Annotated in this window: 23 protein-coding genes and 2 pseudogenes; 7 read left to right on the plus strand and 18 right to left on the minus strand. The window is 68.9% G+C overall.

What is annotated here, in order from left to right; all coding sequences use genetic code 11:
• Positions 1-8: 8 nt before the first annotated feature.
• From MICAU_RS19970 to MICAU_RS19995, 6 genes are all read right to left on the minus strand, one after another.
• On the minus strand, positions 9-293 hold the full coding sequence (locus tag MICAU_RS19970) for an acyl carrier protein (RefSeq protein WP_240638514.1): 285 nt from the start codon (positions 291-293) through the stop codon (positions 9-11).
• A complete protein-coding gene (locus MICAU_RS19975) occupies positions 290-1,489 on the minus strand; it encodes a ketosynthase chain-length factor (protein WP_013287165.1) in 1,200 nt (399 codons plus the stop codon). Before MICAU_RS19975 ends, MICAU_RS19970 begins: the two co-directional genes overlap by 4 nt.
• Positions 1,486-2,757: a beta-ketoacyl-[acyl-carrier-protein] synthase family protein gene (locus MICAU_RS19980; RefSeq protein ID WP_013287166.1), complete on the minus strand. Its 1,272-nt coding sequence runs from the start codon at positions 2,755-2,757 to the stop codon at positions 1,486-1,488. Before MICAU_RS19980 ends, MICAU_RS19975 begins: the two co-directional genes overlap by 4 nt.
• A gap of 110 nt (positions 2,758-2,867) precedes the next feature.
• Positions 2,868-4,130, minus strand: coding sequence for an activator-dependent family glycosyltransferase (locus MICAU_RS19985; RefSeq protein ID WP_013287167.1), 1,263 nt, complete (start codon positions 4,128-4,130; stop codon positions 2,868-2,870).
• A 54-nt stretch (positions 4,131-4,184) separates the two neighbouring features.
• Positions 4,185-4,925: an SDR family NAD(P)-dependent oxidoreductase gene (locus MICAU_RS19990; RefSeq protein ID WP_013287168.1), complete on the minus strand. Its 741-nt coding sequence runs from the start codon at positions 4,923-4,925 to the stop codon at positions 4,185-4,187.
• A 67-nt stretch (positions 4,926-4,992) separates the two neighbouring features.
• The gene (locus tag MICAU_RS19995; RefSeq protein WP_013287169.1) at positions 4,993-5,433 is read right to left on the minus strand and encodes a nuclear transport factor 2 family protein; all 441 of its coding nucleotides are present in this window, start codon (positions 5,431-5,433) and stop codon (positions 4,993-4,995) included.
• A 153-nt stretch (positions 5,434-5,586) separates the two neighbouring features.
• Here MICAU_RS19995 and MICAU_RS20000 point away from each other — a divergent pair, with 153 nt between their 5' ends.
• Together MICAU_RS20000 and rfbA are read left to right on the plus strand one after the other, a co-directional pair.
• Positions 5,587-6,366, plus strand: a complete 780-nt coding sequence (locus MICAU_RS20000; protein WP_013287170.1) for a cyclase family protein — start codon at positions 5,587-5,589, stop codon at positions 6,364-6,366.
• Between the two features lie 16 nt (positions 6,367-6,382).
• Positions 6,383-7,255 carry a glucose-1-phosphate thymidylyltransferase RfbA gene (gene rfbA / locus MICAU_RS20005; protein WP_013287171.1) on the plus strand — a complete coding sequence of 291 codons (873 nt, stop codon included), beginning with the start codon at positions 6,383-6,385 and terminating at the stop codon, positions 7,253-7,255.
• 58 nt (positions 7,256-7,313) lie between these two features.
• On the opposite strand, the gene rfbB is transcribed toward rfbA, so the two are convergent.
• Complete coding sequence (rfbB, locus tag MICAU_RS20010) at positions 7,314-8,303, minus strand: dTDP-glucose 4,6-dehydratase (RefSeq protein ID WP_013287172.1); 990 nt, start codon at positions 8,301-8,303, stop codon at positions 7,314-7,316.
• Positions 8,304-8,445: 142 nt separating this feature from the next.
• Here rfbB and metK point away from each other — a divergent pair, with 142 nt between their 5' ends.
• Together metK and MICAU_RS20020 are read left to right on the plus strand one after the other, a co-directional pair.
• Positions 8,446-9,636: a methionine adenosyltransferase gene (metK, locus tag MICAU_RS20015; RefSeq protein WP_013287173.1), complete on the plus strand. Its 1,191-nt coding sequence runs from the start codon at positions 8,446-8,448 to the stop codon at positions 9,634-9,636.
• Between the two features lie 49 nt (positions 9,637-9,685).
• Positions 9,686-10,383, plus strand: a pseudogene (locus MICAU_RS20020) (response regulator).
• A gap of 91 nt (positions 10,384-10,474) precedes the next feature.
• On the opposite strand, the gene MICAU_RS20025 reads toward MICAU_RS20020, so the two are convergent.
• The 6 genes from MICAU_RS20025 to MICAU_RS20050 all read right to left on the minus strand — a co-directional run bounded on the left by MICAU_RS20025 (position 10,475) and on the right by MICAU_RS20050 (position 16,707).
• On the minus strand, positions 10,475-11,038 hold the full coding sequence (locus MICAU_RS20025; RefSeq protein WP_013287174.1) for a dihydrofolate reductase family protein: 564 nt from the start codon (positions 11,036-11,038) through the stop codon (positions 10,475-10,477).
• Positions 11,026-11,352 (minus strand): helix-turn-helix domain-containing protein, encoded by a 327-nt coding sequence (locus tag MICAU_RS32955; protein WP_013287175.1) that lies wholly within the window; start codon positions 11,350-11,352, stop codon positions 11,026-11,028. The genes MICAU_RS20025 and MICAU_RS32955 overlap by 13 nt, the downstream gene beginning before the upstream one ends.
• A gap of 517 nt (positions 11,353-11,869) precedes the next feature.
• A complete protein-coding gene (locus MICAU_RS32010) occupies positions 11,870-12,511 on the minus strand; it encodes a hypothetical protein (protein ID WP_083791335.1) in 642 nt (213 codons plus the stop codon).
• Between the two features lie 151 nt (positions 12,512-12,662).
• Positions 12,663-13,145 (minus strand): HAD domain-containing protein, encoded by a 483-nt coding sequence (locus MICAU_RS33180; RefSeq protein ID WP_369830069.1) that lies wholly within the window; start codon positions 13,143-13,145, stop codon positions 12,663-12,665.
• Between the two features lie 508 nt (positions 13,146-13,653).
• Positions 13,654-15,027: a DUF4303 domain-containing protein gene (locus MICAU_RS20045; RefSeq protein ID WP_013287178.1), complete on the minus strand. Its 1,374-nt coding sequence runs from the start codon at positions 15,025-15,027 to the stop codon at positions 13,654-13,656.
• Positions 15,028-15,390: 363 nt separating this feature from the next.
• Complete coding sequence (locus tag MICAU_RS20050; RefSeq protein WP_244879632.1) at positions 15,391-16,707, minus strand: DUF808 domain-containing protein; 1,317 nt, start codon at positions 16,705-16,707, stop codon at positions 15,391-15,393.
• Between MICAU_RS20050 and MICAU_RS31535 the strand changes: the two genes are divergently transcribed.
• Entirely contained in the window at positions 16,673-17,119 is a 447-nt protein-coding gene (locus MICAU_RS31535; RefSeq protein WP_030275198.1) for a hypothetical protein, read from the plus strand. The genes MICAU_RS20050 and MICAU_RS31535 overlap by 35 nt on opposite strands.
• A 133-nt stretch (positions 17,120-17,252) precedes the next feature.
• On the plus strand, positions 17,253-17,576 hold the full coding sequence (locus tag MICAU_RS20060; RefSeq protein WP_049794834.1) for a pentapeptide repeat-containing protein: 324 nt from the start codon (positions 17,253-17,255) through the stop codon (positions 17,574-17,576).
• A gap of 213 nt (positions 17,577-17,789) precedes the next feature.
• On the opposite strand, the gene MICAU_RS20065 is transcribed toward MICAU_RS20060, so the two are convergent.
• The 5 genes and pseudogenes from MICAU_RS20065 to MICAU_RS32015 all read right to left on the minus strand — a co-directional run bounded on the left by MICAU_RS20065 (position 17,790) and on the right by MICAU_RS32015 (position 23,111).
• Positions 17,790-18,128: a hypothetical protein gene (locus MICAU_RS20065; RefSeq protein ID WP_013287181.1), complete on the minus strand. Its 339-nt coding sequence runs from the start codon at positions 18,126-18,128 to the stop codon at positions 17,790-17,792.
• Between the two features lie 92 nt (positions 18,129-18,220).
• On the minus strand, positions 18,221-19,216 hold the full coding sequence (locus tag MICAU_RS20070; RefSeq protein ID WP_013287182.1) for a hypothetical protein: 996 nt from the start codon (positions 19,214-19,216) through the stop codon (positions 18,221-18,223).
• A 96-nt stretch (positions 19,217-19,312) separates the two neighbouring features.
• Positions 19,313-20,842: a tetratricopeptide repeat protein gene (locus MICAU_RS20075; RefSeq protein ID WP_013287183.1), complete on the minus strand. Its 1,530-nt coding sequence runs from the start codon at positions 20,840-20,842 to the stop codon at positions 19,313-19,315.
• A 345-nt stretch (positions 20,843-21,187) separates the two neighbouring features.
• Positions 21,188-22,315, minus strand: a pseudogene (locus MICAU_RS20080) (IS630 family transposase).
• A protein-coding gene (locus tag MICAU_RS32015) for an IS5 family transposase (protein WP_085985943.1) occupies positions 22,285-23,111 on the minus strand; the annotation gives its coding sequence in 2 pieces (ribosomal slippage) (positions 22,285-22,748 and positions 22,748-23,111; 828 coding nt in all). Before MICAU_RS32015 ends, MICAU_RS20080 begins: the two are co-directional and overlap by 31 nt.
• Before the next feature lie 97 nt (positions 23,112-23,208).
• Between MICAU_RS32015 and MICAU_RS20095 the strand changes: the two genes are divergently transcribed.
• On the plus strand, positions 23,209-23,667 hold the full coding sequence (locus MICAU_RS20095; RefSeq protein WP_013287184.1) for a DUF3592 domain-containing protein: 459 nt from the start codon (positions 23,209-23,211) through the stop codon (positions 23,665-23,667).
• The last annotated feature ends 158 nt before the right edge of the window (positions 23,668-23,825 follow it).

The following is a 23,825-nucleotide window of genomic DNA, read 5'->3' on the forward strand; positions in this document are numbered from 1 at the left end:
GGCACCGGTCACCGGACCTGGGCGAGGCGGTCATTGACCAGGTCGCCTAGCTGATTCAGCGTCCGCACCTCGGCCACCTCCTCCTCGGGCAGCGAGATACCGAACCGCCGTTCGACGGCGCTCGACGCTTCGAGCAACGCGAGGGAGTCGTAGCCCAGGTCGGCCAGCGGGACCTCGCCGAGGTCTTCGGCGGCCGCGTCGACGGGCTCCGCTTCGCCGGCGCAGGTGGCCAGGATGGTCAGCAGATCGGGAACGCTCAATCGGACGGATTGACTCATCAGCTTTCCTTTCATGGGGCACGTACAACCAGTGCGCTGTTGAAGCCCTGCCGGCCGCGGGCCAGCACCAGGGCAACCGACGCCGTCAGGGGCCGGGGGGCCTCGACCAGGTCGAGGGCGTAGTCCGCGACGACGTTCACGGTCGGCGGGATGACCTTGTCGCGCAGCGAGAGCAGCGCGGTCGCCACGTCGAGCGGGCCGGCGCCGGAGTACAGGCGACCGGTCATCGTCTTGGGCGCGGTGACCGGGACGCCACGCGGGCCGAAGAGGTCGACGATCACCTCGGCCTCCGCCCGGTCGGCGTCCGCATCGCCGGCTGCGTCGGCGAAGACCACGCCGACCTCGTCCGGGCCGACCCCGGCGTCGGCGAGGGCCGCCCGCACGGCACGCCCGAGGTTGCCCGGACGACCCGAGCCCGGTGAGGGATCGAACGTGGCGGCGTACCCGGCGATCTCGCCGTAGACGTGGGCACCACGCTCGCGGGCACAGTCGCCGTCCTCGACGGTGAGGATGGCGCCGCCCTCGCCGGGCACGTGGCCGTTCGCCTTGCGGTCGAAGGGAAGGTAGGCATGGCGCGGGTCGTCGGCGGTGGACAGCATGCCGCTGGAGATCAGCGCGGCCAGCCCGTACGGGGACAGCGCGGAGTCCATCCCGCCGGTGAGCACGAGCGGCGCGCCCTTTCGGACGGAGCGGCGGGCGTGCGCGATGGCGTCGAGACCACCGGCCTGGTCGGCGACGAGTACACCGATCGGGCCGCGCATGTCGTGCCGGATCGAGATCTGGCCGGAGTTGACGGCGTAGAACCAGGCAAACGACTGGTAGACGCTGACGTGGCTCGGTCCGTCGGCGCACAGGTGCTCGAGCTCTTTCTGTCCGAACGCGAATCCGCCCGACGCGCTCGCGGTCGACACGCCGAGGTCGGTCGCGGCCAGCGCCGACCGGTCGATGTCGGCGTCGGCGACCGCCCAGTCCGCGGCGGCCAGCGCGAACCTGGTCATGCGATCGGTCTGCGGCAGCAGCCGGCTGGGCAGGTGGTTCCCGGCGTCGAAGCCGGTGACCACGCCGCCGAGGCGGCTCGGGTAGTTCTCGACGTCGAACAGGTCGATTCTCCCGATCGCGCTGCGGCCCCGCAGGGTCGCCGCCCAGTAGTCCCCGGCACCGACGCCGTTGGGCGCGACGACGCCGAGCCCTGTCACCACGGCGGTGCTCATGCTGCCACCGCCTCGGGCGCGGCGAGCACCATCGCGCTTTGGAAGCCGCCGAAGCCGCTGCCCACGGTCAGCACTGTGGAAAGCTTGCGCTGCCTGGCCTCGCGTGGCACGTAGTCCAGGTCCAGCTCCGCGTCGGGGTGGTGGAGGTTGGCCGTCGGCGGCACGACGTCGAACTCGATCGCCATCGCGCTGGCGGCGACCTCGATCGCTCCGACGGCGCCGAGCGAGTGTCCGATGACCGGCTTGATGGAGCTGATCGGCACGTCGTAGGCGTGCATGCCGAGGCCCCGCTTGAGCGCCTCGGTCTCGTGGCGGTCGTTCTGTCTGGTCGCGGTGCCGTGCGCATTGACGTAGTCGACGGCGGTGGCCGGGATGCGGGCGGTGTCGAGGGCGGCTCGGATCGCCGCGGCCATCTCCTGCCCGTCGGGCCGCAGGCCGGTCATGTGGAAGGCGTTGCCACGGGAGGCGTACCCGCGGATCTCGGCGTAGATGTGCGCGTCGCGGCGGCGCGCGCTCTGCAGTTCCTCCAAGACCAGGACCGCCGAGCCCTCGCCGAGCACGAACCCGTTACGCGTACGGTCGAACGGCCGCGCGGCGGTGCCTGGATCGTCGTTGGTGTTGGACGTGGCCTTGATGGCGTCGAAGCAGGCAACCGTGATCGGCGCGATCGGCGCGTCGGTGGCGCCGGCGATCATCATATCGACCGATCCGTCGCGGATGAGGTCCCAGGCGTGTCCCACCGCGTCGATGCCGGAGGTGCACCCGGCCGACACGACGGCGTTGGGTCCTTCCGCGCCGGCGGCCCAGGCCACCTCGGCCGCCATCGAGCTGGGCACGAAGTAGTCGTACAGGTCGGGGCCGGCGAGCCGGTGGTCGACGAGCCAGTCGCGCCCTTCGTGGCTGACCGCGCGGTAACGCTCCTCCAACCGCAGCGTGGCGCCAACGGCGGTACCGAGACTCACCCCGACCCGGTGCGCGTCGTCGCGGTCGACGACGAGGCCGCTGTCGCTCATCGCCTCCCGCGTGGCGGTGAGCGCGAACAGGGCGGCCCGGTCCAAGCGCCCGATGTCGTGCTCGCTGAAGCCGTACTGGAACGGATCGAAGTCACACTCGGCAGCGATCCGCGACCGGAAGTCGGCGGAGTCGAAGGCGGTGATCAGGCGGGTCATCGGGGTGCCCGCCACGATGCGTTCCCAGAAGGCCTTCGCTCCCAACCCGCCGGGCGCGACGACGCCGATCCCGGTGATGACGACCCGACGTTGACTCACGCAGACTCCCCCGCTCTTGCGGACCTGCTCATTGGTGCCGGTCTCCTACGATCGACGATGGAGTCGCGGGCTCGAGCCGAGGTCGAGCGTGTCTGGAGCGGGTGTCTCTCTCAGCCCGCTGCCGTTGGCCGGTTCGCTGCCGTGAGTCGTTCGAGGAGAGCTACGACCTCGCTCGGCGCGGGCATGGCGAGCGCCTCCGATCGCAGGCGTCGGGCCGCCGCCGCGATCCCCCGATCGTGAAGCGCCCGGCCGACCAGGTCCCGCAGGCCGGTCAGGTCGTTGGCGTACAGGCCGGCACCGGCCCCGGCGAGACGGCGTGCCTTCAGACCGGTGTCCCACAGCATGTCCGGCACGACGACCTGCGGAACGCCGTGCACCAGCGCGGTCTGGAAGGATCCCGCTCCACCGTGCGACACGACCGCCGAGCACAGCGGCAGCAACACGTCCAGCGGCACGAAGTCCACGACCCGCACCCCGTCGGCCTCGACGTCGTCGAGGGTGGCGATCACCTCGACGCCGAGGTCCGCGACACCCTGGAGGATCCGGCCGACGGAGAGCCGATCGGTGCCCCACACCTCGCGATGCGCCATGCCCAGCGTGATGCACACGCGTGCGGTGCCGGCCTCCAGTTCGCCGATCCAGTCCGGCACGACGGAGGCGCCGTTGTAGGGCACGTACCGCACACCGACGCGCGGCAGTCCGGTATCCAGCGCGAGCGAGGACGGAACCGGGTCGAGGGTCCACTGACCGACCACAAGGTCCTCGGTGAACCCGGATCCGAACCGGCCGAGCCACTCGGCGAGAGGGTCCTCGCGCAGGATCGCGGGACGGGCCGCGAGAGCCGCGAGGTAGTGCCGGCGCAGGTTGCCGAGGACGTCGAGGCCGAACAGGAAGCGGGCGTGCGCGGCACCGCACGACTTCGCGGCAATCGCGCCGGCGAAGTACATCGGGTCCCAGATCACCAGGTCGGGGTGCCAGTGCGCGGTGAAGGCGACGAGTTCGTCGAGCGCCCGGCGCGGCATGGTGTTCTGCAGGACGACGTTCGTCCAGGCGGTCAGGGTGCCGTGGAGATAGTCGTAGGTCAGCGACTCGGTGCGGGTTTCGCTGATGTCGAAGGTGTCGAGCCACGACCCGGCCTCGCCGTCGGCGGGCGGGCGTTCCTCCTCGCGGGCCTCCGCGTCGCGAACGTGCTGCGCGACGTCGAGCATGTCGCCAACCGGCACGGCGGTCAGCCCTGCACCGAGGATGTCCTCGGTCGCGTCGGGTTGGGTCGCCATGCAGACCTCGTGCCCTGCGGCACGCAGCGCCCAGGCGAGCGGCACCTGATTGTTGACGTGGGAACTGGACGGAAACGGCGTGAACAGCACTCGCATGCGCGCACCATGCGGCCGCACGCTCGACGTGACGCTGAGCGACGCTGGAGCCGGTCAGGCCTCCAGGGGCTCCCGGATCGGCGGATCGGAGAGTCCCGCGATCTCCAGGATCCGGGCCGCCGACTTCCTGGTGCTGGCGACCGGTCCCAGCGGCGGGGCCTCGGCTGCCAGGCGGCGCCGCGTCCGGTCGTACACGTCCAGGCGCGGCGTCGACTTCATGGCGTTACCGAGAGTCGTCGCGTGCGGGCCGGGTTCCAGCATCGTGACCCGGACCCCGAAGTCGCGGCTCTCGTCGGCCAGGGCCTCGCTGAGGGCCTTCAGGGCGGCCTTGCCGGCGCCGTAGAGACCGTAGCCGCCCCGCCCCTCACCGGCTCCCTTCGATGTCACCTGGAACAGGTGACCGGCGCCACGGGCGCGCAGCCGCGGCAGCACCGCCTGCGACACCCACAGCGCGCCGAGGAAATTCACGGCGAGGTGATCATGCACCTGCTCCTCGGTGTACTCCTCGACCATTCCGGCGAGCAGCTCGCCGGCGTTGTTGAACACGACATCGAGGCCGCCGAGCTGGGCGACCGCGCGATCCACCGCGCCGAACACCGCCGCTCGGTCGGACACGTCGGTCGGCAGGGCGAGCAGCCGGCCCGGATACTTCCGGTCGAGCGCGGCCAAGGAGGTCACGTCGCGAGCCAGGCCGGCCACCCGGTCACCGGCTTCGAGGGCCGCCTCGGTCACCGCCCGGCCCAACCCGCGCGATGCGCCCGTGACGAGCCAGACGCGTTCCTCGTGTCGTGTCACATGACGACCCTGTCACACGCGGCCGGTGCCGCGCTCGCACCGCGCTCGACGACGACGGCCACGGCGCTCAGGGGAGGTCGTCGCGGGTGACCCGACGGTGCCGCACCAGCAACTCGTCGCCCGCGGCAACGAGTTCGTCCTCGCACACGCACATGATGTCCAACCGCGGCTTACCGCCCTGCGGCGTCACCACGACCTGCGTGTAGCTGCGCACGAAGAGCACACCGTCGGCGCGCGGCTCAACCGCCGCCATCGTCAGCAGGTGCCTGACCTGTTCACCCTTGTCCGCGAGCGCCGCGGCGGCGCTGCGCACGCCCGCCTCCAGCGCTTGGCGACCACGGATCGGCTCGGGCGCCGACGGCGGGACGAACACACCGTCCGGAGTGAACATGGCGGCCCACTCGGCCGCCTCGCCGGCATCGAGCAGGTGCATGTGCCGGGCGTAGAAGTCTTGGACCCGGGCGTACGTGTGGGTCGCACCCGCGGTCTGATCGGTGTCCAGCGGCATGGAGTCCTCCATCGGCTTTCTCGGCTTCCGCTCGACGGTGCCCGGTACACATCGAACTTCACTGGTTCCGGCCGCAAGCGACGCTCGACCGCCGTTCCGGCCGCCGCGCGCAGCATCGAGGCCATCCGACTGACGCGACCGCGGAGGTGCTGTGTGCGGCTGATCGACCTATCCTCAGCGATCGACGCATCGTCTGCCGAGCCCGACCCGGTGGTGCACAAAGTGCTCACCCCGCGCGAGGGCGCCGAACACATGTGCGCCGAGATGCGCAAGCACTTCGGTGTCGACTTCGACCCGCACGAGCTGCCCGACGGCGAGTTCCTGTCCCTCGACCGCCTCTCGCTGACCAGTCACACCGGCACACACGTCGATGCGCCGTCGCACTACGGTTCCCGTACCACGTACGGCGACGGGACGCCGAGGCACATCGACAGCATGCCGCTGGACTGGTTCTTCCGGCCCGGCATGGTCCTCGACCTCACCGACGCCGGGACGGGCGTGATCGACGTGGCCCGCATCGAGAAGGAGTTCGCGCGCATCGGCCGGCGTCCCGACCCGATGGACATCGTGCTGCTGCACACCGGTGCCGACGCCCGGGCGGGTACCCCGGAATACTTCACCCGGTTCGCGGGCCTCGACGGGCCCGCCACCCGGCTGCTGCTCGACCTGGGGGTGCGCGTCATCGGCACCGACGCGTTCAGCCTGGACGCGCCGTTCGGCGACATCATCGACCGCTACCGCAGGACCGGTGACCGGTCGGTGCTGTGGCCGGCGCACATGGTCGGGCGCGAGCGCGAGTACTGCCAGATCGAGCGCCTGGCCAACCTGGGCGAGCTACCCACGCCGTACGGCTTCCGGGTCGCGTGCTTCCCCATCCGCATCGCCGGCGCCGGTGCCGGCTGGACGCGCGCCGTCGCGTTGATCGACGACTGAGGACCGAGGTGGACCAGTGAAGGGCATCATCCTTGCCGGCGGCTCCGGAACCCGGCTGCGACCGCTGACGCTGGCCGTGTCGAAGCAGTTGCTGCCGGTCGGTGACAAGCCGATGATCTACTACCCGCTGTCGGTGCTCATGCTCGCAGGCATCACCGAGATCCTGCTCATCTCGACCCCCGCCGACCTCGTGCAGTTCCGGCGGCTGCTGGGTGACGGCGCGCATCTCGGGCTCCGGTTGAGCTACGCCGAGCAGCCGCACCCGGGCGGCATCGCCGAGGCGTTCCTGATCGGCGCCGACCACATCGGTGACGACGAGGTCGCCCTCGTGTTGGGCGACAACATCTTCCACGGGCTGCGCTTCTCCGACCTGTTGCTGGAGACTGCGCGCGAGGTGGACGGCTGCGTCCTCTTCGGCTACCCGGTACACGATCCGGAGCGCTACGGCGTGGCCGAGACCGACGGGGACGGCCGACTCGTGTCCATCGCGGAGAAGCCGGCGAAGCCACGTTCCAACCGGGCCGTCACCGGGCTCTACTTCTACGACAACGACGTCGTCAACATTGCCAAGAACATCGGACCGTCGCCGCGCGGCGAGTTGGAGATCTCGGGCGTCAACCAGGTCTACCTCGAACGCGGGCGGGCCCGGCTGGTCGACCTCGGCCGGGGCTTCGCCTGGCTGGACACCGGTACGCCGGAGTCGCTGCTCCAGGCGAGCCTCTACGTCGGCACGCTGGAGGCCCGGCAGGGCGTGCGGATCGCCTGCATCGAGGAGGTGGCGCTGCGGATGGGGTTGATCGACGCCGCCGCCTGTCACCGGCTGGGCGAGGCGATGGCTGGTTCGAGCTACGGCCGTTACGTGATGGACATCGCGGGTGAGCTGGCCTGAGCACGCCTGAGCCGGCCCGTTCCCGGGCCGGCTCCGCCAGGCGTCAGGACGGAGCCGGTCAGCGACCCAGTCGTCGGTAGCGCTCCTCCGTCGCGTCCTTCTGCGGCTTCCACCACCACCCGTTGCGGCGGTACCAGTCGATCGTGCCGGCCAGGCCGGCGGAGAGATCGGCGTACCGGGGCTTCCAGCCCAGCTCGGTCCGCAGCTTGTCGCTGTCGTTGGCATAGCGCGCGTCGTGCCCGGGGCGGTCCGTGACCAAGTCGAAGTCGTCCGCGGGCCGGCCCATCAACTCGAGGATCAGGCGCACGATCTGTCGGTTGTCGCATTCCTGCCCGGAGCCGACGAGGTAGGTCTCACCCATCCGGCCGGACCGCAGGATCGCGTCTATCGCCGTGTTGTGGTCGTCGACGTGGGTCCATTCCCGGACGTTGTCGCCCCGCCCGTAGACCTTCGGCCGGTCACCGGCGAGGACGTTGGTGATCTGCCGGGGGATGAACTTCTCGACGTGCTGGTAGGGACCGTAGTTGTTCGCGCAGTTCGAGATGGTGGCTCGCACCCCGTAGGAGCGCACCCAGGCGCGCACGAGCATGTCGGAGCCGGCCTTCGTGGCCGCGTAGGGGCTGGAGGGGTCGTAGCGGCTCAACTCGGTGAACCGCTCGTCGGAGTCCAGCGGGAGATCACCGAAGACCTCGTCGGTGGAGATGTGGTGTAGCCGCCGATCGTAGCGGCGTACCGCCTCGAGCAGGTTGAACGTGCCAACCAGATTCGTCTGCACGAACGGCGCCGGATCCAGCAGCGAGTTGTCGACGTGGGATTCGGCCGCGAAGTGCACGACGGTGTCGCTGGCCGCGACCAGCCGATCCAGCACTTCGGCGTCACGGACGTCGCCGTGCACGAACTCGATGTGATCGAGGATCGGCCGGAGGGAGCTGCGGTTCCCTGCGTAGGTGAGCGCGTCCAGCAAGATGATCCGGTATCCGGGATGACATCGGCGGACGTGGTGCGCGAAGTTCGCGCCGATGAAGCCCGCTCCGCCGGTGATCAGCATGGTCGTCATACGGGCACGCTAACGATCCCGGCCGCGACATCACTGGAACGCCGATGGACGCATCGTCCGCCCGCTCTTGAGCCTTCCTTGAGCCGGTGCCGCCAGGCTTCGGCGACCGAGTCCGCCACCCCCGAGGAGCACCGTGACACGTCGCCTCTTCACCTCCGAGTCGGTGACCGAAGGCCACCCGGACAAGATCGCCGACCAGATCAGCGACGCCGTCCTCGACGCCCTGCTCGCGCAGGATCCCCAAAGCCGCGTGGCGGTGGAGACGCTGATCACGACAGGTCAGGTCCACGTCGCCGGTGAGGTGACCACGCGGGCCTACGCGGACATCCCCCAGATCGTCCGGGACACCATCCTGAACATCGGGTACGACTCGTCGCGGAAGGGCTTCGACGGTCTGTCCTGCGGCGTGAACCTCTCCATCGGCGCGCAGTCGCCCGACATCGCACGCGGCGTGGACCGGGCGATCGAGCGGGTGGCCGGCGGCTCGGTGCACGCCCTCGACGCCCAGGGCGCCGGCGACCAGGGGATGATGTTCGGCTACGCCTGCTCGGAGACACCCGAGTTGATGCCGCTGCCGATCGCGCTGGCGCACCGGCTGGCCCGCCGGCTCGCCGCCGCGCGCAAGGATCGGACGATCCCCTACCTGCGGCCCGACGGCAAGACCCAGGTCACCATCGAGTACGACGGCTCGCGCCCGGCCCGCCTGCACACGGTGGTGGTGTCGTCCCAGCACGCCGCGGACATCTCACTCGATTCACTGCTGGCCCCGGACGTGCGCGAACACGTGATCGAGCCGGAGCTGACCGGCCTGGGCGTGGACGTCGAGGACTACCGGCTGCTGGTGAACCCGACGGGTAGATTCGAGATCGGCGGGCCGATGGGCGACGCAGGCCTGACCGGCCGCAAGATCATCGTCGACACCTACGGCGGATACGCTCGCCACGGCGGTGGCGCGTTCTCCGGCAAGGACCCCTCCAAGGTGGACCGCTCGGGGGCGTACGCGATGCGCTGGGTTGCCAAGAACGTGGTGGCGGCCGGCCTGGCCGAGCGTTGCGAGACGCAGATCGCATACGCGATCGGCAAGGCGCGCCCGGTGAGCTTCCTCGTGGACACGTTCGGTACCGAGAACGTCCCGACGCACCGGATCGAGCGCGCGATCGACGAGGTGTTCGACCTGCGGCCGGCCGCGATCATCCGCGACCTGCGCCTGCTCCGCCCGATCTACCGGCAGACCGCCGTCTATGGCCACTTCGGCCGGGAACTGCCCGATCTGCTGTGGGAGAACACCGATCGTGCGCAGGACCTCAAGGACGCCGCGGCCTGAACACAACGGCGGGAAAGCCTGCCACGCTTCCTCGGACGGCGCGCGCGTCATGACCATCCGCGTGCTGGTCGCTGACGACCAGGACATCGTCAGAGCAGGGCTCTGCATGATCCTGAACGCCCAACCGGGCATCGCCGTCGTCGGCGACGCCGCCGACGGCCGCCGGGCGATCTCCATGGCCCGTTCGCTACGTCCCGATGTGTGCCTGCTGGACATCCGCATGCGCCCGAGGTCGACGGGATCGAAGCCACCCGCCAGCTCGCCGGGGCCGACGTCGCCGATCCTCTGGCCGTCGTCGTCATCACCACCTTCGACCTCGACGAGTACGTCTACGGCGCGCTCAAGGCAGGCGCCCGAGGCTTCCTCCTCAAGGACGCCGGCGCCGAGATGCTCACCCAGGCCATCCATGCCGCCGCCCGCGGCGACGCCCTGATCGCACCGAACATCACCGCGAGGCTCCTGTCCTCCTTCGCGAACAGCCGCCCGCGCTCGGTGCCACCTGAACCTGTCGAGCCGCTGACCGCTCGCGAGGAACAGGTCCTGCTGGCTGCCGCTCGCGGGCGGACCAACAGCGAGATCGGCGATGAGCTGTCCATCAGCCTCAGCACCGTCAAGACCCACATCGCCGCCCTGATGCGCAAGCTCAACGCCCGCAACCGCGTCGAGATCGTGATGTGGGCCTACGAGACACGCCGCGTCGGCACCTGGTCGGCGCCCGCAGGCTCGAGTTGCGGAAACCAACGCTGACCACTTCGGTCTTCTCTGGGAGGTCTCCGGTCGGATCAGTAGTCAGCGCTCCGCCGTCATGCAAGCGCTGGCGATCGGGCGGGGCCGTCGTTCACTGCCCGAGAGGGCGGTAGCGGAGGTGTACGACGCCGTTTCGGAATCGGCGCTCATCGAGGAGCTCGAGGTCGACGCGCATGCCGGTCGGCAGGCCCGGCTTTCCCCCGCCGACGACCACGGGCCAGACGAACAGCTGGCACTCGTCGACCAGCCCGGCCTCAAGAGCCTGCGCCGCGAGGTTTGCACCTCCAACGGTGAGATCGCTGCTGGCCGTGGCCTTCAGTTCGTGTACCGCCTCGGGGTCGAAGCGGCGTTCGAGTCGGGTGTCTGCGGTCGACACCGCGGCGAGAGTCGTGGAGTACACGACCTTTCTCGCTGCCTGCCAGGCGCTTGCGAAGTCGGCCATGAGATCGGACTGCGCGGCCAGAGCGGCGTCGGTCTCCCAGACGGCCATCGCCTCGTACAGCCGCCGCCCGTAGAGGAACGTGCCCACGGACCGCAGGAGATCGGTGTAGAGAACGAATAGTTCGTCGTCCATCGGCAACCAGGCGAACGCGCCGCGTTCGTCCTCCATGTAGCCGTCAAGCGACACGTTATTCACGTAAATCAGCTTTGCCATGTCCCTACCTCTCGATGATCAACCGCAACAGCCTGGACGCTCATCAGCGTGGTGAACGCCTGGAGCCGGGCCACCGGCTCCTCCGGCCCAGCCAGCGCCCGGAGCCGGCAAACAGAGCCCGGCCCGCGGTCGGCGCGCTGACCGCGGCCCAGGTGGCAAGGCCGATCGGCCACCCGCACATTGCCGAAAACCGCGTGCATCACCTGCGCCGGTGCCAGCCCCAGCAGCGCGGCCCGGCCCGCGAAGTAGCCGCCCCAGCAGTCGCGCATACCGAGGGCCAGGAACGCCTCGTTCGGCACCTCGGAAAAGGTCACGGTGGCAATGGGCCGACGAGATCGAACATGCAGCGGACCTTGACGCACGGGCGCATCACCCATCACCTCCTGTGACCGCGACAGCACCCTCGTAGGCTGTCCCTCACACTGACTACGAACGCCCCTGCCCGAATCCGACAGCCGCTGCCCTACCTGTCAAACTTCCCGCGTCCGCCACCCTGCAAGCCAAGCGGGCCAGACGACCCCGCCTACCCGGCGAAAGTGCACGCTGAGCCCAGGCCGTGGCCCAGCACAGGGCCAAAGCACGGCAACTGGTGCCCCGGCTGGCGTCGACCAGCACACGAGGCCACCGACCTGACCGCAGACCACCCGCGGGCAGTCAGCCGGGGCGGAGGCGAACGCCAACCCCTCGCCGTCCTCTGCGTCTCTACGGTTCCCACACTCAGGGTGACGTCGCGCTGAGTGCGAATGCGGCGCGACCGATCGTCGTACAGGCGCCAGCTGGCGGCGGTCATCGAGACGGCGAAGAACAACGTCTTCGGGTCCGCGGTGATCTTCAGGTGGGCGAGGCCAGAGGGTGCGCCCGGGATCTCCTCCTGGCTGACCACGTTGATCGTGGCCCAAGAGTCGCCGTGGGCGATAGCGCTGCACATCTTCCACGTGTGCACGAACGGCACTCTGCCGCCCGGCATGGTGTCGCCAGCTGCTTCGACGATTTCCCGTACGTCAGCCGGCGCACAGCGGTCTTCGGATCGACACCTCTCCGCCGCGCGATTTCGCGCAGCTGCTCTATGCGGGCCTCCGCGGGTTTGCGTCCCTCCGGCGCACCGAGCAGTTCCCTGACCGCCTCGCCGCCCTTGATGTCCAGCGCAGCGAAGCGCAACCGCCGGCGGACTCGCTCGGCCCGGTCTTCCGGCGCGAGCAGCCATACCGCCGCGCTTGCGTTCTCCAAGGCGGCTCGGGCCAGCGAGTACGGGGCGTACATGTGCATGACGTGCGCGTCTTTCAGGACGGTGCGCAGGCAGTGCAGGTGGTCGACGGCGTGCGAGAGGGCGTGCCAGGCAGCCTGGCTGAGCTGGTACGGATGCATCTCCTTGTTGTCGCGGCTCAGCGTGCTGCGCTCCTGGGGGCGTTCGTGCGGCCCGGCAGGGTCCATGCGCTTCAGCCAGGGATCGATGCGGTCGAGGTGCCGGAACATCTCGGCGGACGGTGGCCCGCTACTGCCGGGCGACGGTGCGGGCCGAGTCGCCGGACGCATCGGCGGCGATCATGGGGCGGGCCACCGCGGTTACTCAGCGACACGACAACCGACTGGAGCCTGAGGTGGCTGGCACACCCTCTAGAGCGTCCTAGGACGTGGTCTCCTCGTTCATGCATGTGGAGCCGTCTTTCATCAGCCATCCTGCGATGGTGTTGTAGTCCGCATCGGTGAGGCCATGGCGTGGGTCGACACGATGCAGGAGCGCGGGAGAGCTGTGGTTCGCGGCCACCCAGGACCGGTCGGCGTCGGTGATCTCGTCGTCGACCCAGACGAACCGGCGTCCCGCGGCCCATTCGACGAGGTGGCGGGTCTTCCAGTGCAGCCGACCGTCGTCGTCATCTTCGTCCGGCCAGTCGACGATGGGCAGCTGAGGCAGGCCGAGCCGCGGCGCGAGTACCTCGTTCGCTTCGGCCATCCAGGTCGTGGCCCAGACCAGGTCGCACGGCAACGCGGCCAGGCGACGGCCGTGTTCAGGGCTGAGTCCGGCCAGCAACGGGTTGGGTTCGTCGTCCATCTGCCGCGCGGCGCCGGCGAACGGCAGGAGTGTTCCGTCCACGTCCAGGAACAACAGCGGACGCGTACCGATCCCGTGTGCGGCGAGGCGGCGTACGCTCGCCTCACCGAAATCCTCATCCGGCCAGATCTGGTCCGCGGCCCAGTCCAGCCACTGGTGCGGCGGCTCGTCGGCCTGGAAGTACGCGATCCGCGCCGCCTGGTCCATGGGGGCGGACTCCCACCAGTGCCACCAGAGCATCAGGTGCCATTCGCCGTAGCCCATGCGCCAGCCGATGCTGTACCGCTCGATCTCCGGGTGCGCTCGCCATGGCGGTAGAACCCGGCTGTGAGTGTCAAGCTGTTCGCGCACCGCGGCGTCGAGAAGTCCGCGGGTCCGTTCGTCCACTAATTAACGCTCCTTCACGGTCCGGCAGCTCAACCCGGCTCCACCCCATGGTGGGGGTCATTGCTTATCCGACGTCCGCGAGGGCCAGGTCGCGATTCAGCAGCTCTCACGAGTTGGCCGCGGCAGCCCAGGCATGGGCGCGCCAACGGCTGCCCACCCCACGTGAGCACATACGCGGTCACGCGGGTCGCCCGTTCTGTTCCCGTAGCCAGTAGGCGGCGGTTTCGCGGACGTCTTCGTTTGGGTCGTTGAGCGCCTCGCTGATCACGTTCGCGTGCCGGTAAGACTCCTTGCGCCAGCCACGCAGGGAAAGGATCGCCAGCCGTCGCACGGTGGCGTCCGGGTCCTGGCTGACCGTCTGTCCGAGTAGCGGAAGGACCCGCCTCGCGACGGCGGCACCGAGACGCCGTTCGCCGAGCACGCACACCGCGTGCCGGCGGATGACGACGTACGGCGAGGCCAGTCCGCGGATCGCTTCGTCGACCTCGCCGACGGTGATGTCGCAGTACCCCCGCCCTGGCTTGAGCTCCTCGGCCAGCGCCGGCACATACGCCGGCCGGCGCTCGATGACGTCCTGCAAGGGCCGGTAGTCCAACCGCCGTGCGATGACCGCCTGGTTGCGGAAGCTGGTGTACGGGGCGGCGACGGCGGTGATCACAACCTCCTGCGGAAGACGGTGGATCTGGTCGAGCACGAGATCGAGGCGGCCCAGCCGCGCCAGCGCACGGCCCGCCCACGACTGGTCCGGTCCTTCCCGCTCGGTCAGCGCCTCGTGCAGTGCCCGCAGGACGCCGCCGTCGGGTTGGCCGATGTCGGCTAGCAGCTTGGCGGCCCGCCACGCCCGGTCCTTGGCAGAGAGCAGGGGGATCAAGGCGGGAAACGCGGCCAGCCCGAGATCACGCAGCGCCACCTGGGCGTCCTCGCCGCTGATCGGGCCGTCAAACGCGTCCAGCCGGGCGACGTAGTACGCGGCGCGTCCGGCCTCCGGTAGTGCGGCGACCCGGGCCATCACGACCGCCCGCTGGTCGTACTCAGGGATGTGCCGGCTCACCTCACGTTCGGTGAGGACGCGTTTGATCAGCGTCTCGTGGTACTCGTCGTCGAGCAGCAGCACCACGAAGTCCCGGTCGGTGACGCCGCTGGTGCGAAGTGCGACCCTGGCTCGCTTACACACGCGCACGAGCATCGACAGGTACCGGCGGAACGTCGCCTCCCACTGCCGGGTCGTCCCTCGGCAGGCCTCCGCGGCCAGCTGCCGTTCCCAATCCCGGGTCAGGCCCTCGGCGAGCCACTCGTCGTCGTAGTGGTCCCAGTCGGCGGCGTTCCACCGCACATCCGTCTGCTCCTCGGCGGGAAGCTGCGCCAACGCTTCGACACTGTTCATCGCGAGGCTGGGCAGGGTGATCTGGCCATCGGTCTCGCGGTAGATCCGGTCCAACGCCGCGGCGTAGAACCGCTCGTCAGGATGTTCGGCGATGGTCGACCGGACGGCTTGCACCAGGGCGTCTACCAGCACGCGCTCGAAGCTCGCCCAGTCCAAGCCCACCGCCACCCCGCTATCCTGCCCGAAACGGCCGCTCCCCTCCCCGATGGCTGCCCCGCCAATCCCGTCCGGCCCGAGAACCGCCCGGGCCGAACCCGATGTTGGTAGCGCCCTGGCCTGGTCTTGCATCGCTCGGGATGCGGGCAGTAGGCGCGCGTGGAGTCAGTTAGCCGTTGGTCTTGGTGGCTGCGGGGACGCGGCCAAGGGCGCGGTCTTTGTGTCGGTAGGTCACGATGGCGACGACGACACCAATACCGCGTCAGAACGGCCCACTACCAGTGAAGACTCTGGCTCCACCAGGTGCGGCTGGAGTACTGAGCGGTTCAGCACCAGAACGCCTGACCCCCTGGTCGAATTGCGATGATTTTGCGGTCACCCGCGCGGCGCTCGGTCCACAGGAGCGTCGCGACGCTGAGCTGCACGGCTCGGCGGAGCGGGGATGATGCCGTCAGTACGAGTCGCGGCCGCCGCAGTCGCAGTCGCAGGCTTGGATTTGCGGCGGTGGAGCGTGAGAGTCATGACCAGCACGACCAGCGCTCCGACGATCAGCCCGAGGATCGCGCTGGCCACCGTGTTGACGAGCCAGCCGACGAGCCCGCCGAGAACACCCGTGGCGTCGTGGACGGCCACCTCCACGTGGTGCACGGCCTCGTACAGGAAGTGCAGGTTCAGCTCGTTCGTGCCCAGCAGCAGGATGTGCCCGCCCACCCACAGCATCGCCGCGGTGCCGACCACCGTCAGCACGGTGAGGACTACCGGCATCGCCCTCACCAGACCGCGGCCGAACGTGGCGACGGCGCCGGAACGTTGCGACAGGCGCAGTCCGGCGTCGTCCATCTTTACGATCAGGGCCACCACGCCGTATACCAGGACGGTTATGACGACGGCGACGACAGCCAGGATCGCCAGGCGGGACCAGAACGCCTCATCGATCACCTCGTTCAGGGTGATGACCATGATCTCCGCCGAGAGGATCAGGTCGGTCCGTACCGCCCCGGACACCAGTGTCGTCTCGTCCTGCACCTTCTCCTCGCCCGCGCCGTGGGCATCGTGATGGGCGATCTTGGCCCACACCTTCTCCGCGCCTTCGTAACAGAGGTAGGCGCCGCCGAGCATGAGGATCGGAGTGAGCAGCCAGGGCACGAACTGACTGAGCAGCAGCACCGCCGGCAGGATGATGAAGAACTTGTTGCGCAGCGACCCCAGGGCAATGCGCTTGATAATCGGCAACTCACGCTCGGCCGCCAGGCTCCGTACGTACTGCGGCGTGACGGCAGCATCGTCGACGACGACGCCCGCAGCCTTGGCGCCGGCCTTCGCGGCGGCCGCCCCGATGTCATCGATCGACGCGGCAGCGGCTCGGGCCAGCACCGCCACGTCATCCAGCAGGGCTACGAGTCCACCGGCCAAGGGAGGGGTCCTTCCAGGGTTGCGCAGAGTTCGAACTGGCCCATTCTCGCTCAGGTCCTTGCGCGCGGCACGCCACCGCCCGGGTCTTATATCGGGCGAGAGCTCGACCCAGTACGTGGCCGTAGAAGTACCTGCGTGTACTTCTGCCTCCAGTTCGCGGGTAAGGCCGTGTTCGGCGAGCAGTTCGGCGAGGTCTCCGGCGGCGAGTTCGTTGCCGGCGTCCAGGCGTTTGCGGTGCAGGCCGATGGCCTCCTCGATGCGACCGTGTTCGGCGAGCAACTTGGCCACACTTGCGGCAGCGCCCACCGCCGCCCCGACGGCGCTCGAAGGACCCACAATCGCCGGGTGCGACGCCAAACTGGCGCGCTACCGGGCGGCGCTCGACGCCGACGCCGACCCAGGCGTCGTTGCCGGCTGGATCGCCGAGACCCAGGCAGAACGCGAACACGCCGAACGGCACCAGCACACGCCAGCCGAAGAGAAGACCAACGCCCCTGCCCGCTACAGCGAGGAGCAGATCATCGCCGTCGTCGAGGAACTCGGAGACCTCGTGGCCGCCCTACGGAACGCACAGCCGGAACACAAACTGGAGGTCTACCGCAGCCCGTTACAAGATCATCCGTTGCTTCAGGCTCCGCCGGAGGCGGATCGCAGAGAAGAGACTCTGTGGCGGCCTGAGGTCTACGACTAACGGTCAAGCTCGGGTTGGCGCCCGCGCGTCACGACGTGCGGGCGAAGTAGCGGTCCTGCGCTACGGACTGCCCCGCAAGTGAGTGGGCAGAAACCGCTGGTTCGGCGACGGGCGACCACGCTACGGTTCGCGGGTGAGCACCCCGCTCCGCGCGACGAGGCAATCGTTCGCGGGTCGCGATCTTCGGCACCGCACCCTGGATGGGCACTCGTTCAAGTTGTGTGACTTCCGTGGCGCCGACCTTCGGGGCGCGTCTCTTCGCGGTGTCAGCTTTGCCGGCTGCGATCTGCGGGGCGCCGACCTGCGTGACACCGACCTGTCCTACGCGCGGTTCGGCTACGTCAGGACGCACGATCCGGAGTACGGACGCACGGACGTCACCGGGGCACGGTGGGACGGAGCCGACCTTCGAGGCGTCACCGCCGAGCGCGTCATTGGGTGGCCGAACGATCTCTAGATTCCGGGGTTACGTCCAGTTGATGTTGGGCCACCGAGCTGTCATCGCGTTCACCCGCCTAACCGCGCTACCCCAGCTAGCTGGCCCTGTTGCTGGACGTGCGCATCGTTGGGTGGCGTTTGACGGCCTAGAACGGATTGAGTAAGGGCTCAGCAATCTCGTGCTGGCTTGGCCGTGACGCCAGCGCGTGGACGCCATCCGCGATGGCCGTCACTACAACTCACGCCATCCTCCTGCCCGGCCAGGGTCGCCCGTCCGGACGAACTCCTCGACGACCTGCCAGGCGCCTTCGAGGTCGAGAATGAAGTCCGCGGCGAACTCGACCAGGTCGTCCAGCACCAGTACCTGCGCATTCATGCTCGCAGGTTCGTCGGCGGCCAGCAGGGATATGGCGTCCTCGCCTGTCATCAGATGGACGACCGCCGCGGACTCCGTGAACCCGAGCGTGAGCACAGGGAAAACATCGCCGGCCCGCACTTCGACGTACCCGCGCCCCTGGGTCCGCAGTCCATCGAACCGCTCGATGAGGCCAGCGATGCCCGAGCGCTCCACCGCTGCGAACGTCCCTGTCGTCGGAGACGTAGCACTCCACGAAATGTTCACCCGGCAACCCCCTCGATGATCACGACGACCCGCGCCCGTAGCTATTTCTCGTAGGGGTCCCAGTGAGCGGCGTAGTGCAGCAGCGAGCGTGCCAGCTCGGGATGGGTCGCCGCCCAGCGATTGTCGAACAGGATCCACTGGTCGAACCCGAAGAAGCCGTCGATGTATCGGGCGACCTGCGCGATGTGCGCATCCAGCCGTATCAGCGATTCGGCGAGACGCTCCGTGTGCAGCAGGTCGGTTATCTCCTGAAGAACGGCTTCATGCGCGGGGGCTCGGTCGAGACTGGCAGGTGATGGGGCGTAACCTGGCAGCTGGGCGTAGCGCTCCAATGCCCGACCCATATCGTGTTCCCCGGGAGCGACAAGCGCCCGTAGCAGCCGGACGTCGTGTGGCCATCGGTGGCTGCCGGGGCCATCGACGGCCAGGTGGGTGGCGAGGTCCGGCAGGCTCACGCCGGGAAACTGGATGGCACCGGTCAGATCCAGGTTCCGGTATAGGTCAGGCGACTGCCAGCACAGGCGGACCGAGAAGGTGCAGTCCGTGCCGGGCGGGGCGAGCCGGACGCTGCGGACGGGAACGCTGTGGCGGAAGACGGTCTCCGACCCGCCCGCGCCGGTGGGCAGCGGCCACGTGTCGTGCAGGAGGAACGCGAGCCGGTCAGGTGAGGCAGACGCCGCGTCGTCATCGACGAAGTAGTACGCGAGATCCACCTCGTCGTCATCGGTGCGAACCCTCAGGGCGTGCTCACCGAGCCGAATGAAGTCGCCCTTGTCGTCGCCCTCCACCCACAGGTACTCGGTCAGCAGCTGCCGCAGCTCGTCCACCGACTCCGGCGGCGGCAGGTTACGCTCCCCGGCCGCCTCAAAGATCGACTCCAAGCCGTACACATCGCCGCCCAGCTCACTGTCGATCCACCCCGTCGGGTCGTCGTGCTTCCAGCCGCGGCGAAACCAGTCGAGCACGTTCGCATCAGGCAGGGTGACAACGCGCTTACTGTATGGAGAATCCTCTCGCCAACGGCACACGAAGTACATGCGCTGACCCTAGGCAGCGGATCCGACAGGATCTTCCCGACCGCACCGAACGGCCGCTCCGGAACCACCACGCGATGACGCACGCTGTGGCGTCGCTTAGCCGGAGGCCGACGCACCTTGCTGGTACTCCGCCCACAACTCCTGCGCCTCGCGCGCCATCACCTGCGCACGGCGCGCCTTCTTCTTGCTGAAGCTTGGCGTGCCCCCGGGCCGTCGCGTCTGCCGCGATCCGCGACCGGACAGTTTCTCGAGCCGTGCCGCCTGATCCTCCAGCGCATACGACAAAATCTTGAGATTGGCGGCCCGGTTACCGGCGACGGCCTCGCGAGCGACCGCGATCGCTTCCTCGCCGAGCGCCAGCGCCTCGACCGTACGGCCGGCGTCGTCCAGCCACACCGCCTGCCGCCGCAGCATCTCCGCGTGTCGCGACAGGATTGCAGGCCGGTCGACCGTCGCTACCTCACGCTGCAGTTCAAGGGTCTCCTCGCCAACGGCCAGGGCCTCGTCGAGCCGGCCGGACCTGGCCAGGCCGTTAGCCAGGTTCAACAGCGACAGCGCCAGGTCCCGCAGGTGTCCGGCCCGGTTGTCCGCAACGAGTTCCCGACGCAACTGCACTGCCTCTGTCGTAAGGGCGAGGCTGGCCTGTCGATCCTCGGTGACGGCTCCCTGATTGCCCACCGCCTCGGCCAGCCTCGACAGGTATACCGCCCGGTCGACAGCGGCCAGAGCGCGATACAGCTTCACCGCCTCATCGGTCGCGGCCGCGGCCTCCGCCCGCCGGTCCATCTCGCTGAGCCGCCCGCCGTACGTGTCCAGACACGAGGCGAGGAGCGGATGATGCACCTCGGGCTGGGCTGCGACAAGTTCACGACTCAGTTCGACCGCCTCCGCGGCCGCCGCCAGAGCCTCCGCCGTCCGTCGTACTCCCGCCAGACAAACCGCCTGGTTCTTCAGAGCAGTCGCCAGGTAGCCGAGACGCCGCGGCTGGCTGCCCGTCATCGACTCACGGAAGTGCGCGACCGTCTCGGCGCCGACGTCGACCGCTTCCTCCCACCGCCCTGCCTCGAACAGCCGGTTCGCGTGCAGGCTCAAGACCCTGCCCAGGGCGTCGTGCATTTGCGAGCCGACCGGTTGATCCACAGCCAGCCTGCGCAGCAACTGCAGGGCACGGTCGCTGACCTGCAGCGCCTCGGCGTGCTGGCCGGTCGCCGCCAACGCCATCGCGTAGGGCTCAAGCAGGCGCGACAGCAGGACGTCAGGACATACGTCCATCAACGCCAACGCCTCACGGCCAGCAGTCAGCGCCTCCGGCGTTCGGCCACAACTCATAAGTCGCCTGGCGAGCGCGTCCAGGGCCTCCGCGAGCTGCTCCTCGTGACGGCGGTCGATGGCGTAAAGCTCCCGGGCCAGCCGGACCGCCTCCTCCGCACACTCCAGCGCCTCCGTCGGCCGGCCAGCGTCCGACAAGTAATAGGACAGGTTGCTGCATGCCAGGACGAGAGTGGGCAGAACCGTGCCACGGTCCCGTGCTGTCAAGCCAGACAACATCTCCACAGCCCGGCGGCCCGTCTCGACCGCATCGTCGAAACGACCAGCGCGCGACAGCTCCACCGCCTCATCGACCACCGCCCCGACCTGGCGCAGCGAAGCGTCAACCCGCGTCCCCCGCCGCAGCCATCTACGCCAACCCGTCGACTTCACTAGGGCGAATATAGGCCCAAATGATCAGCCCGTCGGCCCCCGTATGCCGAGCCGCAGACACTTCGGGCACGCCGAAGAGGTCACCGAGCAAGTGCCCTAGCCAGCAGGTATCCGGTGGGATTCGAGTCTCAGCGCGGACTACCACCCTTCCGCCATCTACGAGTTGACGACTCTCCGCGCGGAACAGCCGCCCCGATCCGCGGCCGGGGGGCGCCAGTCGGGTTCCACCAGCCCACCTAGTGCTCTGACCACAAACGTTGGCCGGGTTGGTCATGCGGCTCGGGTGGCGCGTTGGCCCCAGCGGCGTTGTCGTTCGCTGCGGATTTCGGCACGGTGGCGGCGTTGGGCGGTCAGGACATCGGGGTGGCGTGCGTTGGCGTTGCGCCAGCGCAGGTAGGCGTGCAGGTTGCGGGCCAGGACGGTGTGGTTGGGGTGATCCGAGCCCGCAATGACGAAGGTTCGTAGCGGCCCGAAGTGCGCCTCGATGGGGTTGGCACAGGAGGCGTAGGTCGGGGTGAAGCACATCTCGACCTTGTTCCGGGCCGCCCACTGCCGGATCTTGAACCCCTTATGGGCGGACAGGTTGTCCAGGATGCCGTAGATCGGTGCGCCGTCCGGGCGAGCGGCCCGGATCGACTTCAACGCGGCCAGGGTGTTCGCCGCGGACTTGCGGGTGCGAATGACGCCCCACAACTGGTCGTCGCCGATGCTGTAGCAGCCGTGGGACTGCCGCACGCCGTGCAGCTTGTGGTAGTTAGCCGGCAGCCTACGCGGGCGACCTTTCGGCGCCCAGCCGACGCCGCCGTGCGGTCGGACCGCCAGCGGCCCGAACTCGTCGAAGGCGAACGTGCGGTGCGGAAACTGCTCGATCACCTGCTCGATACGGGCCAGCTTGGCCTCGCGGTCGGGGTCGGTGGACTCCTTCCACGTCTTGGTGCGCTGGAAGGTGATCTCGTGTTTGCGCAGTAGTTGCCGCAGCCGCTCCCGGCCGACGACCACCCGCCGGTCCGGGTTGTGCGCCAGGTGCTCGGCGAGCTTGCGCACGCTCCATCAGGTGAAGGGCCGCCCCAGCTTCGCGGGGCGGGTGTTGGCCGTCACGACGATGAACGCCTCGTCGTCGCTACTGATCCGGCGGGGACGGCCACCCGCCCACTGAGGGTCCAGGCTGGCCATGCCGATCTCGTTGAACCGGTGGATCACCTGCCGCACGGAGTCCTCGTCGGCCTGCACGAGCCGGGCGATGACTGGCACGCTGTTGCCTCCCGCAGAGGCAAGCACGACCATCGCCCGCCGCAGCCGCACGGCCGAGCCCGTGCCCCGGCGCACAAGCCGTTGCAGCCGCTGTCCTTCTTGATCACTTAGAGCTCCTAACTCTTTAAGCGTTGGAGTCGGCGCCAGCAGATGATGGCGCAGGCGAGAGTGAGGAACGCTTCGTGGATGTCGTCGCGGATCTCCCAGCGGATGCGCAGGCGGCGGAACCAGTGCAGCAGGGCGATGGTCTGCTCGACGACCCAGCGTCGGGTGCCGAGCCCAGAGCCGTGTGGGACGCCGCGTCGGGCGATGACAGGTGTGATGCCGCGGGTCCGTAGCTCGCGGCGGTACTTGTCGAAGTCGTAGCCGCGATCGGCGTAGATGCGGTCGGGTCGCTGCCGGGGCCGGCCGCGGATGCCCTTGATGCGGGGGATCTTGTCGACCAGGGGCATGAGCTGGGTGACGTCGTGGCGGTTGCCGCCGGTCAGTGCCGTGGCGAGGGGGATGCCGCCCGCGTCGGTGATGACGTGGTGTTTCGAGCCTGGCTTGCGGCGGTCGACCGGGCTCGGACCGGTTTTGGGCCGCCCTTGAGCGCCCGGACGTGGGAGCCGTCGATCACCGCCCGGGACATGTCCAACTGGCCCGCGGCGCGGAGTCTGCCGAGCAACACCTCGTGCAGGCGCTGCCACACGCCAGCGTCGTTCCAGTCCCGCAACCGGCGCCAGCAGGTCATTCCTGAGCCGAAACCCAGCTCTTGGGGCAGGTACTCCCACGGGATCGCGGTGTAGAGCACGAACAAGATCCCGCACAGCACCTTGCGGTCATCGAGAGGCTTGCGGCCCGGGAACCGTCGCCGCCGGGGCGGACGGGGCGGCAGCAGCGGTGCGACCTCGGCCCAGAGTTCGTCCGAGACGACCCACGGCGGCTGCTCACCCCTCCTCACGTTCAGACAGAACGATCCTCGCGTCCCGAGGACACGCCCAACATCATTTCGTTAGGAGCTCTAAGCCAGGCCGCCGGACGAGACGCGAGGAGGGCCGGTGGTGGAGAGCCCGTTCGGCTGGCGAGAGTTGAAGCTGGTCCTCGCGGTTGTCCTCGGCACCCTTCTGATCGGCGTGGGGATGCTGCTCACCGTTCGGCTGAACGAGGCGATCGACGAGCGGGTTCGCGTCGGCGCCGAGACGACAGGCCAAGTGGTCCACGTCGAACGGTTCAGGATCACGCGTTCGTTCTCCGCCACGAGGCTGACTGTGGACTACACGTTCGACGGCGTGCGGTATCGGGAGCGGTTCTCCAGCGAACTCGACGAGAGTGAGTTCCGCGTCGGGGAGTTACTCGACGTACGCGTCGACAGGACGGATCCGACCCGGGCTGCCACGCCCGACGGGTACGCGACGGAGGATCTGCTCCTGCAGGCGCCGACTGTCCTGGCTGGCCTCGGCCTCGTCATGATCGTGATCTCGCTCGCGCTTATCAGAACGGGCCCTCGGCGCGGCTAGTGCTCGGACCACAAACGTTCGCGGTGTTGGTGACACGCCGGGCCTGGGTGGCGGTCGGGCTGGGGTTGCGGCGTCAGGCTGTCGGGGTGGCAGAGCCGGTTCGGGTACGTCGATTAAGAGCTCCTAACGAAATGATGTTGGGCGTGTCCTCGGGACGC

This window comes from Micromonospora aurantiaca ATCC 27029, assembly GCF_000145235.1.
Lineage (GTDB): Bacteria > Actinomycetota > Actinomycetes > Mycobacteriales > Micromonosporaceae > Micromonospora > Micromonospora aurantiaca.